The sequence below is a fragment of the Vallitalea sediminicola genome, from assembly GCF_054408565.1.
The window spans coordinates 13,872-28,344 of record NZ_BTPT01000075.1 but is presented as its reverse complement, the minus strand read 5'-3'; the positions used below and the strand labels follow the sequence as shown (position 1 = coordinate 28,344).

Below are 14,473 nucleotides of genomic sequence, written 5' to 3'. Positions count from 1 at the left end.
TGAAACAAATTATTCAAAAAGTAAATTGGCTTATAATTAGAACCCTAAAATCTTGTATATAATAAAAAGTTAGCTCATGAACATTTAATAACTATAATAAAATGTCTATGAAACTAACCTTATATATTTTTATTCTGGTTTACATAATTACACTTTAAGAAGTCGGCTTCGTATCTATTGTTGACAACATTAAACTACTCTTCTCATCTAATGTATGATTAATCATTTCATCTAGATTATTACCCCTAGCCAATATAGAGTTAATCATGGGGTTCTTCTTCTATTTCACTAATTAATTTTTTCAAATCAATAGTCTTTGTATATTCTACTAGTTCATCATTTATATATCTGAAAGGTTGATTTTCAATCCTTGCATCAATCTCTTCTTGTGAAAGAGTCACTAATTCCTCATTACTAAAGAACAAATTATAATTTTTAGCCTTATCAATTATTTTATACTCACCATCTTTTAATTCAAAATGATATTTGATGGCACCATAATATTTGTCAGTTTTACTCTGAAATATCTCTCTTACAAATACATAACTCCAATCCTCATTATAATTATCTTGATAAACATCACTAATCTTTATTTCATGCATTTTTTCATCCATCATCTGTATAAAATTATCCGATGAATCAAGAGGATAACCTGTACTTAGCAAATATTCCCTAGTTTCATCTATATCCTTGCCAATAAAATCTTTCATGGGTACCCATTCAATATCACCTTTTACAACATTCATATATAGATATTGCTCATCAACTTCTTTCCCATCTTTCATATATTTAACATATATATCTCTATATTCATCATAGGGAATGTAGAATCTAGTTAATAGATATTCCTTTTCTTCTAATAACTGCACTATCCCAGTTTGTGTTAATGTCTCGGTGTCATTTGATTCATTTTTACATGATGTAACTAAAAAAATTGTAATAATTATACTTAATAATAAACTCGTTGCTTTCTTCATTATAAAACCACCGCCTTAATAGTTACTTACATATAATTCTTTCTAAAATATTTTATCATATATGTATGAAAATTTCTACATTAACTAAATTTAGGGAGTAATTTCTAATTATAAAAAACATATTGAGCCTAAGCCTTATAATTACAAAGACTTAAGCTCTTAATATAAACCCACCATATTAAAATTCACTTTTTTATTACCTAGAGTGCCTTAACACCCTCTTCACTCGTTCTAATCTTTATTACATTCTCAACAGGATATAAAAATATCTTTCCGTCCCCTATCTGTCCTGTTTTCAAAACATTTTTAGCCGTTGCAATAACCTTATCAACAGGTACTTCACATACTACCATCTCAACCTTTACCTTTGGCAGAAGATTTATAGTAAGGGGTATACCTCTATATGTCTCGGTAATTCCCTTTTGCATACCACAGCCTAGAACTTGTGTTACAGTCATACCTGTAATACCAATATCATGAAGAGCTTCTTTTAATTCTTCAAACTTGGAACTTCTTGTTATAATATCGATTTTAGTCATTTTATCCATATATAATCCTCCCTTTTAATATAGACCTACAAATATTCTCCGTATGATCACAGATTTATATAAGCTGAAATTCCATGTTCTATATTATCTAAACCATTAATTTCTGTTTTTTCTCTAACACGTAAACCAACAAAAAATCTAATCAACAAAAAAGTTATAAAAGCCAAAGTTATTGCAGTTATTCCGCATACCGTTACCCCAATTAATTGAGAGCTAAGTACCTTAAGCCCTCCTCCATATAACAAACCTCCGTTAGTTGAAAAAACACCTATAGCTAACGTCCCAAATATTCCACAGACCCCATGAACTGATATAGCTCCTACAGGATCATCAATTTTCAATTTTGAATCCACAAACTCTACAGATAGAATCATAATGATACCACTCAATAAACCTACTATTATAGCACCTACATAAGATATTTCATTAGCTCCTGCCGTTATTCCAACCAATCCTGCTAGAGCACCATTCAAAGTAAGAGGCGCATCAGGATTTTTATACTTCAAACAACAAAATATCAAACTTGATAAAGTTGCAGCAGCCCCACTAAGTAATGTTGTAACAGCACTATGTATAGTATCTGGAGATGTAATATCTAATGTACTCCCAGGATTGAATCCAAACCAACCAAACCAAAGAATCAACACTCCTAGTGCTCCTAATGGTATATTATGTCCTGGTATAGCAACAGGTTTATTTCTCCTATACTTACCTGTTCTAGGTCCAACCATATATGCACCAATCAATGCACAAAAACCTCCTACAGCATGAACTGCTGTTCCACCTGCAAAATCTCTAAATCCAAATTGCTCAGCTAAAAATCCTCCTCCCCATATCCAATGACCTATTAATGGATATATAATAGTCGTAGCTACTAAACAGAAAATTATGTACGAAGTAAATTTTGTTCTCTCTGCCATAGCACCTGAAACAATTGTTGCACATGTAGCTGCAAATATAGCTTGAAAGAAAAAGAATACATCAAAGGATATCCCATTTAATTCATCAGGTTTTCCAATCAACATAAGCATATCCGTACCAATAATTCCACCAAAATCTGTACCATACATAATTGAATAACCCACAAAAAAATAGCACATAACTCCTATAGAAACTGTTACAAAATTCTTCATAATAATATTTACTGCATTCTTTGATTGAGTAAATCCAACCTCTACCATTGCAAAACCTGCGTGCATCAAGAAAACAAAAACGCTGGCAATCAGTACCCACATTGAATTAATTATAAATGTTGTATTCATTTTACTCATCCATCCTTTCATAGTGTATATTCAACAGCTCTGTTTGCTCTAATAGAGTATAGAAACATAAAAAAGTCCATACGCCATTTTTGACGTACGGACTTCATTGTCCACTCATTTATCTAATATCTGTTAGAGTTTATATGTAGAATCCACCCTTGAATTCATGTTGAGAATTATACACTATAGTTGGCTTTATGTCAATATTATTACCAATATTTATTTTAATAACAATTCAATTAATTGAATTAGATTATATTCAATCCTGCATATTTATATACTTTGACTACACATTTATCCATAATAAATTTTTTGTATCCTATATCTTATAACTAATTTTAATCCATACACGCAATTAGGTGGTATATATAGTTAGTTTTACGAAGACCGGTCCTTGGAGTAAGGCGAAGTAAAACTAACTATATATACCCTACGTAGCCATAATTATCACCCCTCTCACAAATCCCCCATAATCTAAATACATTAAAATCCCCCCTATATTTTCCAACATTTCACACCTTCAAAAAGTAAATTTTGAAATTTCTGGATATATTACCTGTAATAATCTACCCTCTTTCATAAATGTTACGAATCTTTACTTGATTATTTCCACGATAACGTATAAACTATATAGTTGGTGCAATAAATCAATTTTAAAAATCTTAAATGAACTATCATTTAATTTATTATATATTGCTAGAAATATTTAACATACCAAAAGACATTAAAAATTAGAAAGCAGGGTATATATATGTCAGAACAAAAAATTATAAATATAGCAGTAATAGCCCACGTAGATGCAGGTAAATCAACTTTGGTAGATGCATTCTTAACTCAAAGTGGCATCTTTCGTGAAAACCAAGAGATTGTTGATCAAGTAATGGATAGTAATGACCTTGAAAGAGAACGTGGAATAACAATATATTCAAAAAACTGTTCAATAAACTATAAAGACTATAAAATCAATATTGTAGATACACCAGGTCACTCAGACTTTTCATCCGAAGTAGAAAGAATTATTAAAACTGTTGATACTGTAATATTATTAGTTGATTCAAGCGAAGGACCTATGCCTCAAACAAGATTTGTTCTTCAGAAATCTCTAGAGCATAACTTGAATCCAATATTATTTATTAATAAAATTGATAAAAAAGACCAAAGAGCTGAAGAAGTTGTTGATATGACTTTTGATTTATTTGCTGAACTTGATGCTAACGACGAACAACTTGATTTTCCAATAATATATGGTACAGCAAGAGAAGGTATCGCTAAATATTCTTTGGATGATGAATATACAGATCTTACACCATTATTTGAAACAATTGTCAAACATACAAAACCTTATCCAGACAAAAACAATGAATCACTACAATTGCAAATATCTGCTCTAGCGTATGATGATTATATTGGTAGATTAGGTATTGGTAGAGTTTCAAGAGGTGTAGTAAAAGAAGGTCAGCAGGTAGCTATATGTAAAAGAGATGGAACTACTGAAAAAGGTAAAATTTCTAAACTATTTACTTATGAAGGTCTTAATCAAGTACCTAAAAAAGAATTAAGAAGTGGAGATATAGCTGTTATAGCAGGTATTTCCAATCTCTCTATCGGTGAAACATTCTGTGATACAGAAAACGTTGAACCTATGGAACTTATAAAAATAGAAGAACCTACATTATCAATGAATTTCCTAGTTAACAATTCACCATTTGCTGGACAATCCGGTAAATATGTTACAACTAGACATATAAAAGATAGGTTAGATAAAGAATTAGAAATTAACGTTGGTCTAAAAGTAGATGAATTAGGTGGTATTGATGGATACAAAGTATCTGGTAGAGGAGAACTTCATCTTTCTATTCTAATTGAAAACATGAGAAGAGAAGGTTATGAATTAAGTGTATCAAAACCTGAAGTTCTTATGCATAGAGAAGAAGGTAAATTACTAGAACCTGTAGAAAGAGTTATAGTTAATACGCCCGATGAATATTCTGGAACAGCTATAAGCAAACTTAACTTCAGAAAAGGTAGAATGGAAGGTATGATCTCAGAAAATGGTTATACACGTATGGAATTTATTGTTCCAACAAGAGGATTACTCGGATTCAGAAGTGAACTAATCACTGATTCCAGAGGAGAAGCTACTATAATACGTTCATTCGAAGCATATGAACCTCACAAAGGTGAAATACCTTCAAGAGGTAATGGTGTATTGATTTCTGGAGAAAGAGGTGCAGCTATGCCTTATTCCCTTAATAACCTAACTCAAAGAGGAACAATGATTATACATCCAACTACAGAAGTATATGAAGGTATGGTTATAGGTATTAACTCTAGAAAAGAAGATATGACAGTTAATCCATGTAAAAACAAAAAATTAACTAACACTCGTTCATCAGGAGCAGATGATGCAGTAAAATTATCACCACCAAAAATATTCAGCCTAGAAGAAGCATTAGAATTCATTGATAATGATGAGTTAGTAGAAATAACACCAGATAGTATTAGATTAAGAAAGAAATATCTAACAGAAAGCGAAAGAACTAAATTCACAAATAGAAATAAATAACTTATAATAAAAAATCACTAATTAGTTAACATTAAAAAGGCTACTAAATTTAATAGTAGCTTTTTTGTAATATATTTTTAATTAATACACAAACTTAAAATAGATACAAATATAAAAAAATTATTATTGGTTTTTTATTACATTTTTTTATTAATTTTTTTCCTGAATGACAAAATCACCATAAAAATATCATAAATATTAAATCCTTTCAAACTCCTAACAAAAACTCAATAATTAATTGTATAAATCTTGGTTGACATTTGCAAAACGTAATATTATAATTAATATGGGGAAGATTTGAAAGTATTATAAAATAAAAAGTCTTCTAGTCGTTCAAAAACTTTTAATAAAAGTATGCCGTATAGATTTTAAAGATAATTAAGATAATAAATTAATCACTTTGTGATAAATTTATATATATACTATTACAAATTAATATACATGAAGGAGGAATACCTAATGGCAACAAAAAGAACTTATAGTTGGGATCAAATCAAAAAAGATAATCCTATTTTTTCACAAATTCGTACTACTATCGAGTCACCATTTTATGGAAACAACGTAGTTAACGTTAATTCACTTAAAGAAGCTTACAAATTAGCAAAAAATTCTCCAGGAACAATCGTAACTGATATTCCTGTATATCAACCAGGAAAACTTGGTCTTGATGAAGATGCTAAAGTATTATTATTCAATGATGGTGCTGTAAAAGGACGTTGTGCAGCTGCAAGAAGAATCATTGGTGAACCAAACGTAGACCAAGAAGAATATGCATCAAAAATTAGAGAAGCTGTTTACAATACAAGATATCGTAAAATGTACCATGCTCAAGCTTATGTTGGCTTAGATGCGGACTTTATGGTAAAAGCTCACCTTTTAATTCCAGAAGGTTTCGAAAACATAATGTATTCTTGGTTACTAAACTTCCAATACTTAAACGAAGAGTACAATAATCTTTATGAAAAATCAAAAGTAATAGACAACGAAGGAGATATCTATATTTTCTCTGATCCTGAATGGGCACATGAAGAACATCCACTTGGACTTACTTTCTTTGATCCAACACATAACTGTGCTGCTTTACTTGGTATGAGATACTTCGGAGAACACAAAAAAGGTACTTTAACACTTGGATGGGGAACAGCTAATAGACACGGATACGCTGCTTGCCACGGTGGACAAAAACGTTATAACTTATCTAATGGTAAAAAATTCGTTGCAGGTGTATTTGGATTATCTGGTTCAGGAAAATCTACTATTACACATGCAAAACATAATGACAAATATGATATTACAGTACTTCATGATGATGCATTCATTATTTCAACTGAAAACAGTTCATCAGTAGCTCTTGAACCATCATATTTTGATAAAACTCAAGATTACCCAATGGATAACGATGATAACAAATTCTTAATCTCTGTACAAAACAATGGTGTTACAATTGATAATGATGGAAAAATCGTTCTTGTAACAGAAGATATTAGAAACGGCAACGGTCGTGCTGTTAAATCAAAATTATGGTCACCTAACCGTGAAAATAAATTTGCTGAGCCAGTTAATGCTATATTCTGGTTAATGAAGGATCCTACACTTCCACCAATTATGAAATTAGACGGAGCTTCATTAGCATCTGTAATGGGAGCAACATTAGCAACTAAGAGAACATCAGCTGAAAGATTAGCAGAAGGTGTAGACCCTAATGCATTAGTAGTAGAACCATATGCTAACCCATTTAGAACTTATCCTCTTGCTGATGATTACAACAAATTCAAGCAATTATTCAGTGATAATGATGTAGATTGTTACATCTTGAATACTGGATTCTTCATGGGCAAAAAAGTTACACCTGCAATTACTTTAGGTTCATTAGAATCAATTATTGAAGGTACTGCTAAGTTTGTACCATGGGCTCCATTCAACGATATTGAGATTATGGAAATTGAAGGATTCGTTCCTGATATGAAAGATTCTGAATATGTTGACCAATTAAAAGCTAGAATGATTGACAGAGTTAATTTTGTTAAATCTACTGAAACTGATAAAGGTGGATTTAATAAGTTACCAGCTGAAGCTTTAGAAGCTTTACAAAAAATCGTTAGCGAATTAAAATAATAACTATTAATAGTAAAATGATTTCACCAATCATAAAACAATGCAATTCACCAATAAAGGCTACCTTAACAGGTAGCCTTTTAAATTGTATATATTAATTATTTTTTTTAGTCTTTTTATATTTAATTTTATTAGTCTTCATTCTTTGGAAATAATCATTGATTCCGCCTACACCCTTTAAGAAAACTTTCATTTCCTCTTCGTCAAGTAGAGCCATTATATCTTTTATCATATTTTTATGGAACCTTGCATGATGATGATATACCTTCAATCCTAAATCTGATAATGAAATGAGAACGACTCTTCTGTCTTTGGTACTTCTATTCCTATTAACATAACCTTTTTTAACTAAATTATTGATTGCAATAGTTAATGTCCCCACAGTTATTTCTAGATCTTTGGCAACAGCTGACATATTTCTACCATTTTCCAATCCTATGGCTTCAATAATATGCATATCTGTAATGGAAATATTACTAAACTCATCAGTTATAAGTGCTTTCTCTTCAATTGTCATAATTTCATTAAACATATTCACTAGTAAATAATTTAAAGTTTCATAAGTATTTTCCATATCTCACCTAACCTTGTACCATAATATAATCGAAGTATATAATAAATACCAAGTATTGTCAAACCTGTATTTAAAGAACTCCAATAAAAACTATTTTTAATTTCTATTTTTACATATAATAAATTTAATATGTTTTATCTCTTTTATTATACTACCCTTTAATATATCATTTAACCATAGTTATATAAAAGGCATTGTATGATAAAAAAATTATGTTTAAAAACTTAATTATAGTATCTATTAAATTAGTTCATCAACTATTTGGGGAAATTTAACAAAAAAAAATATATAACTTTTTAAATCTTTTTTCCATATGGCTACGTTTATAATAAGGGTGAGAAAAATGCATACTGATGAAATGTTAATAAAAAAAATTATATCTGGTGATGAAGAAGCATTAAATCTATTAGTTAAAAAATATTATAACTTAGTATATGGATTCGTCTATAGAAAAACAGGTAATTATCATATGTCTTATGACATTACTCAAGAAATTTTTATAAAAATGATTAAATCCATAAAAAAATATAAACATAAAAATAACTTTGTTAATTGGTTATTGAAAATAGCTGTAAATCATTGCAATGATTTTTATAGAAGCAATAAAAATAAAGACCACGTACCCTTAGATAATTTCTATAGCTTAGAATCAACTAGTGACCCCCATAAAGAATGGCTTGATAAGGTTGACTGTGAAGTTATTAGAAAACTTGTACTAACTTTACCTGACTACCAAAAAGATGTAATTATACTTAGATTCTATAATCAATTAAAATTCAGAGAAATAGCGAATATTACTAAATGTAGCGAATCTACTGCTAAATCAAGATATCGCCAAGGACTTACTAGGTTAAAACTATTAATAAAGGAGGAGAAACACTTTGAATGAAAAACCTAATGACAAATATGAAAAAATAATTCTTGAATCTATGAAAAAATCAGTGATAAATTATCCTGATAATACACAAATCGATACAACCATTAATACTCTTAAACAATATATGCCTAAAAGATTAAACGACAAAAAAAGCAAAGAAAAATTACCTTTATTACTAAAATTGAAAAAAGATATCTCACAGGTAAGTCCATTATATTGGTTACTAAGCCTTACCATATACATTATAGGATTATTATTCACATTAATATCAAGCAACCCTTATATAACCATTAGTTTCTTCTCACCTATACCATTTATAATCATGTTTTTTGAAGATATCAAGAGTAGAGAACAGAATGTATTAGAAATGGAACTGGCATGTAAATATTCTCCACAAGTAATTATGTTGAATAAACTGATAACCATCATATTTTATAACTTAATAATTATGTCAATCATTACTTCAATCATATATCATGTGGTACCAGATACAATGTTTTTCAATCTATTAATTACTTGGCTAACACCCATGTTAATTGTAAGTAATATAACTTTATACCTTATAAAGAAAATTAGAACCAGTTTTGCATTATCTGCTATTTTACTAATATGGTTAGCAGTCATCATGTGGATTATAAATACACCTATTATAGTTGATAAACTTTATGAAATAAATACTTTTATTTACATTGGAATTATTATTATAAGTACTTTACTTCTAGTAGTTCAACTAAAAGACTATATAGAAAAAAATTCAGAGAGGAGTGTTCTTTTTGGAGCTTAAAATTGAGGGTATATCAAAAAATTATAAAAACAATACAGCACTAGATAATTTCTCCTGTCAGCTTGATTCAGGAATATATGGATTCGTAGGTCCTAATGGTGCTGGTAAAACAACATTACTAAGGATCCTAGCAACAGTCATCAAACCTACTAAAGGACGAATTCTAATTAATGGTGAAGATATTATACTTAACGAAGAAAATTATAGAGCCATAATTGGTTATTTACCTCAGAAACTAGGTTTTTATAGAGAATATACTGTCACAAGATTCTTAAACTATATCAGCAATCTTAAAGGAATTGATAAAAATCTATCAAAAGAGAAAATTGATAATTTACTAAGGCTCCTTAACTTGAATCAGTATAAAGACAAAAGAATAAAAACATTATCTGAAGGAATTAAACAACGCATTGGTATTGCCCAAGCTTTACTTAATAACCCTAAAATACTAATATTTGATGAACCAACATTGAACCTGGATCCGAAAGAAAGGATTAATTTTAAAAACTTGATATCTAGGCTTTCATCAGACAAAATTATTATTATATCAACACATATCATATCAGACATTGAATGTTTATCAAAAGAAATTATATTAATTAAAAATGGGGAAAAGATAATACAAGATACACCTATGGAAATCCTTAAGCCTATTGAAAATAGAGTATGGGAAGCTATAGTTAATGAAAAATCTTTATTAGAGTTACAAAACAAATATCTAATTACTGATATTAAAAATAATGGTACTGACATTAAGATAAGAATTATATCAGATATAAAACCTCAAGTGAACTTTCAATCGACAAATCCTGTATTAGATGATTTATACATGTATTACTTTGGAGAGGAGGATAATTAATTGTTTACACTAACTAAATGTGAGCTAAATAAAATTTTTCAAAAAAAGATTATTTTTATAGCATTGTTTATATTTATTATTCTAAGCAGCATAAATATATATAATACTTTTCAGGTATATAATTACGATCTATATACTATTCCAGATAATCTACAAAAATCTGTGACTCAAAATATATATGAAAATAAGATTAAAAATATTAAAGATGGATATATTTATTTGAATCTAACCGATGACGAAAAAAAAGTAATAAACACTAACCATGCAATTTTTAACGCCAAAAATAATTATGATTCATTAATTATTGAAAAGAATTCACTAAAAGGCAACTTGAATGATATTTTAAACAAATCTACATTTGATTATAGAAATACCAAGTTACAATATAAAATGTTCAATGAAATTCCTAGACCTTATATTTTTAATGAACACGGTTGGAATGAGGTAGCACATTATACTACTCAAAGTGGAATGCTCTATGTGTGTATTTTAATAATTTTAGGCATATCTACAGCTGTTACCTCAGAATATAGTACTTATATGGACTCTATCATTAAAAGCAGTAGAAAAGGCAAGAAACAGTTCATAACTGCTAAAATATATGCTGCTTTAATATACACTATCATTGTTTCACTTATTTTTACTATATTTAACAGCATTCCATATTTAATGGCTCTAGATACCTATGGCTATGATATACCAATACAAAATATATACGACTTCATGCTATCGCCTTATTCATTAACCATTGGTCAATATCTAGTAGTGCAATTTTTAGTACATTTAGCAGGTGCTATAATATTTTCATTAATTGTATTACTTGTATCCACATTATGTAGATCAATGCTTACATCCATATTTTTATCAAGTTCTATATGGGCATTGCCATTAGTCATTGAACAATATACATATGTAGATGGAAATACCCCAGGCATAATTGACTTTTCTCTTACTAATATTATTAAAGCAGCACCCTTATTTAGGACTTATAAAACCTACAATATTTTAGGATATCCAATTCTATATCCTTATCTGGTAATAGGTATTTATATATTACTTGTGCCAATAATATTGTACTTGATTTATTATTCCTTTAGAAACAAACATGTACAGTAGCTATAAGATCAGGGGAGTATCTAACATAGCGTTTTAACTAAAGAATAATTAGCATACATTTGACTAGACTTTTTTGATGAAGGGAGAAATATTATGATAATAAATCCATATAAAAATGGAGTTGGTAAGATTAAATCTTACCTAGAAAAAAAATATCCTAAGGCACTAGAAAAACATATTCTACCAAAGAGTGTATATGTATTTGATCGCCTTTTTAACCATAAAAGTAAAAAATTAGCAAAGAAGTATCTTTCTATGAAGGAATTTCCTATCTTTCAAACTATTGAGGTTGAAACAATCAATAGATGTAATGGTAGTTGTGCTTTTTGCCCTATCAATAAACATATTGACCCTAGGCCTTTTAAAATAATGGATGAATCACTTTTTACTTCTATTATTACACAACTTCGTGAAATCAATTATTCAGGTAGTTTTGGATTATATTCTAATAACGAGCCATTATTAGATAAAAGGCTACTTGATTTATTAAAACGTTCAAGAGAAACATTACCTAATGCTGAATTATATTTATTCACTAATGGTTCATTACTAACTATTGATAAATTTGTGGAAATGAGAAAATATTTAGATAAAATAATAATTGATAATTATAATGATAAATTAGAAGTTAACGAGAAAGTAAAAATAATTGATGACTATAACGAAAAGAATCCATCTGACTGCAAAGTATATATTTATCTTAGAAAAGAGAATGAAATATTGACTAATAGAGGTGGACAAGCAAATAATCGTACAAAAAGTAAACTTAAGTTAAAATCAGCCTGTATGTATCCTTTTGAGCAAGTAGTGGTTCGTCCTGATGGTAAACTAAGTTTGTGTTGTAATGATGCCACAGGTAAAATTACTATGGGCGATTTGACAAAAGATAAACTTATGGATATTTGGCGTGGGGAAAAATATCAAAACCATAGAAAAATGATGTTAAAAGATAGAGGTCTTCATCATATGTGTAAAAATTGTGATGTAGTAACACCAAAATTTGATTCTGGATCAACTTTCCATATCAAAAATATATTTAAGATGCTTACAAACAAAAATAAATCCATCAATAAATAATAAGTTATATACCTAACACACTATAATCACTTGTAACATAATATTTATTATAATCATTTATAGGGTGATACAATGAAATATACGATTAAATCAGGTGATACATTAGCAAAGATCAGCTATCGTTACAAAACTTCTTTAAAAAGTATTATTTATGCTAACAACATAATTAATCCAGACACCTTGAATGTTGGAGATATTATTATTATACCAGATGAAGATGATAATCCATTTTCAATTGAAATAGTATTAAAAGGTAGAATCCTAAAACTATTAAGTAATAATAAGGTTATGAAACATTATCCAGTAGCTATTGGTAAACCTTCTACTCCAACTCCAAAAGGTTCTTGGAAAATAATAAAAAAAGGATTATGGGGAGATCAATTCGGCGGATATTTCATGCAGCTAAGTGTTCCTTGGGGTATTTATGGAATACATGGCACTAACAAACCTTGGTCTGTAGGTACAAGAGCTAGTAATGGTTGTATACGTATGTATTCTAATCAAGCAGCAGAGCTATATTCAATTATTCCTATAAATACCCCCGTTTTAATATATTGATTGATTAACCAAAAATGCTGTAAGTTATTATTACAGAAGCGATTATACCAGCTAAACTAACAAGTAAAGCCCCAGTTAATGTATATCTAGTCTTCTTAATCTTAACTGTCATAAAATATACGGATAATGTATAAAAAACAGTTTCAGTACACCCCATCATAATAGATGTCATTCTCCCAATAAGAGAATCAGGACCATATGTCTTGAATAGATCCAGTATCAATCCTGTAGTGGCCGAAGATGAAACTGTTCTCATTAATGCGATTGGAACTAATTCAGAAGGGAAATTGATTTTGCTAGTTAATGGCGTTAAAACATTAGTAAGGACATCCAAAAATCCTGACGCTCTAAGTATCCCTACAGCTACCATGAGCCCAATTAGTGTCGGCATAATCTGTAGTACAATTTTAAAACCTTCCTTGGCTCCTATTATAAATGTATCATATACTTTAACATCATTTAATAATCCATAACCTATAATAAGAACAAATACAAGGGGAATTATAAAATCAGAAATCATAAGCACAAATTTCATTTTCTACTCACCTTCATCATTATTTTTGCGAAGATAACTCCTACTAAGGTAGATACAAGTGTTGCTAATATGGAGGGTCCTATGATTTCTGCTGGATTTTCTGAACCATATTGGGCACGATATGCTAATATGTTAACTGATATTAATTGAACCGAAGAAATATTTATTATTAAAAATGTACACATTGCTGTACTAGCTGTACTCTTATCTTTATTTAACTTCTGCAATTCTTCCATTGCTTTTAGTCCTGGTGGTGTAGCTCCCCAACCTAGTCCAAGCATGTTAGCTATAATATTAGTAGCAATATATCTCTGTGCTGGATGATTATCGGGTACTTTTGGAAACAAAAATCTGAGTATAGGTCTCATCTTTTTTGTTAAACCTTTAATAAGCCCAGATCTTTCTGCAATCTTCATAAGCCCAGTCCACATGGCTACAACTCCAACCAACATGATACATAAATTAACAGCTTCTTTTGATGACTCTATCGCTGCTTCTGTTACCTCACCCATTTTTCCATTGAATGCACCAAATATTACTCCTATCAATATCATAAATGCCCATAAATAATTAAGCATAACTTACTCCATATACAATCTTTTAACTATTTATATGCAAGTGAAGT

14 protein-coding genes are annotated in these 14,473 nt (G+C 29.4%); 8 read left to right on the top strand and 6 right to left on the bottom strand.

Going from position 1 to position 14,473, the window contains the following annotated elements; genetic code table 11:
• Nucleotides 1-260: 260 nt before the first annotated feature.
• The 3 genes from ACX6CF_RS23675 to ACX6CF_RS23665 form a co-directional block, all read right to left on the bottom strand.
• Nucleotides 261-977, bottom strand: coding sequence for a hypothetical protein (locus tag ACX6CF_RS23675; protein ID WP_458787848.1), 717 nt, complete (start codon nt 975-977; stop codon nt 261-263).
• Nucleotides 978-1,177: 200 nt separating this feature from the next.
• Nucleotides 1,178-1,525 carry a P-II family nitrogen regulator gene (locus tag ACX6CF_RS23670; RefSeq protein WP_458787847.1) on the bottom strand — a complete coding sequence of 116 codons (348 nt, stop codon included), beginning with the start codon at nt 1,523-1,525 and terminating at the stop codon, nt 1,178-1,180.
• 47 nt (nt 1,526-1,572) lie between these two features.
• Entirely contained in the window at nt 1,573-2,787 is a 1,215-nt protein-coding gene (locus ACX6CF_RS23665; protein WP_458787846.1) for an ammonium transporter, read from the bottom strand.
• Between the two features lie 751 nt (nt 2,788-3,538).
• On the opposite strand from ACX6CF_RS23665, the gene typA reads away from it, so the two are divergent.
• Together typA and ACX6CF_RS23655 are read left to right on the top strand one after the other, a co-directional pair.
• Entirely contained in the window at nt 3,539-5,353 is a 1,815-nt protein-coding gene (gene typA / locus ACX6CF_RS23660; RefSeq protein ID WP_458787845.1) for a translational GTPase TypA, read from the top strand.
• Between the two features lie 459 nt (nt 5,354-5,812).
• A complete protein-coding gene (locus ACX6CF_RS23655; RefSeq protein ID WP_458787844.1) occupies nt 5,813-7,468 on the top strand; it encodes a phosphoenolpyruvate carboxykinase (ATP) in 1,656 nt (551 codons plus the stop codon).
• Nucleotides 7,469-7,562: 94 nt separating this feature from the next.
• Here ACX6CF_RS23655 and ACX6CF_RS23650 read toward each other — a convergent pair whose 3' ends face one another.
• Nucleotides 7,563-8,042 carry a MarR family winged helix-turn-helix transcriptional regulator gene (locus tag ACX6CF_RS23650; RefSeq protein WP_458787843.1) on the bottom strand — a complete coding sequence of 160 codons (480 nt, stop codon included), beginning with the start codon at nt 8,040-8,042 and terminating at the stop codon, nt 7,563-7,565.
• Nucleotides 8,043-8,385: 343 nt separating this feature from the next.
• Here ACX6CF_RS23650 and ACX6CF_RS23645 point away from each other — a divergent pair, with 343 nt between their 5' ends.
• The 6 genes from ACX6CF_RS23645 to ACX6CF_RS23620 all read left to right on the top strand — a co-directional run bounded on the left by ACX6CF_RS23645 (nt 8,386) and on the right by ACX6CF_RS23620 (nt 13,313).
• A complete protein-coding gene (locus ACX6CF_RS23645) occupies nt 8,386-8,931 on the top strand; it encodes an RNA polymerase sigma factor (RefSeq protein ID WP_458787842.1) in 546 nt (181 codons plus the stop codon).
• On the top strand, nt 8,924-9,703 hold the full coding sequence (locus ACX6CF_RS23640; protein ID WP_458787841.1) for a hypothetical protein: 780 nt from the start codon (nt 8,924-8,926) through the stop codon (nt 9,701-9,703). Before ACX6CF_RS23645 ends, ACX6CF_RS23640 begins: the two co-directional genes overlap by 8 nt.
• The gene (locus ACX6CF_RS23635; protein ID WP_458787840.1) at nt 9,693-10,562 is read left to right on the top strand and encodes an ATP-binding cassette domain-containing protein; all 870 of its coding nucleotides are present in this window, start codon (nt 9,693-9,695) and stop codon (nt 10,560-10,562) included. The genes ACX6CF_RS23640 and ACX6CF_RS23635 overlap by 11 nt, the downstream gene beginning before the upstream one ends.
• Complete coding sequence (locus tag ACX6CF_RS23630) at nt 10,563-11,678, top strand: hypothetical protein (RefSeq protein WP_458787839.1); 1,116 nt, start codon at nt 10,563-10,565, stop codon at nt 11,676-11,678.
• A gap of 93 nt (nt 11,679-11,771) precedes the next feature.
• Nucleotides 11,772-12,755 carry a radical SAM/SPASM domain-containing protein gene (locus tag ACX6CF_RS23625; protein WP_458787838.1) on the top strand — a complete coding sequence of 328 codons (984 nt, stop codon included), beginning with the start codon at nt 11,772-11,774 and terminating at the stop codon, nt 12,753-12,755.
• A 72-nt stretch (nt 12,756-12,827) separates the two neighbouring features.
• Nucleotides 12,828-13,313 carry a L,D-transpeptidase family protein gene (locus ACX6CF_RS23620; protein ID WP_458787837.1) on the top strand — a complete coding sequence of 162 codons (486 nt, stop codon included), beginning with the start codon at nt 12,828-12,830 and terminating at the stop codon, nt 13,311-13,313.
• A gap of 4 nt (nt 13,314-13,317) precedes the next feature.
• On the opposite strand, the gene ACX6CF_RS23615 is transcribed toward ACX6CF_RS23620, so the two are convergent.
• Complete coding sequence (locus ACX6CF_RS23615) at nt 13,318-13,848, bottom strand: spore maturation protein (protein WP_458787836.1); 531 nt, start codon at nt 13,846-13,848, stop codon at nt 13,318-13,320.
• Nucleotides 13,845-14,426, bottom strand: coding sequence for a nucleoside recognition protein (locus tag ACX6CF_RS23610; RefSeq protein ID WP_458787835.1), 582 nt, complete (start codon nt 14,424-14,426; stop codon nt 13,845-13,847). Before ACX6CF_RS23610 ends, ACX6CF_RS23615 begins: the two co-directional genes overlap by 4 nt.
• Between the last annotated feature and the right edge of the window lie 47 nt (nt 14,427-14,473).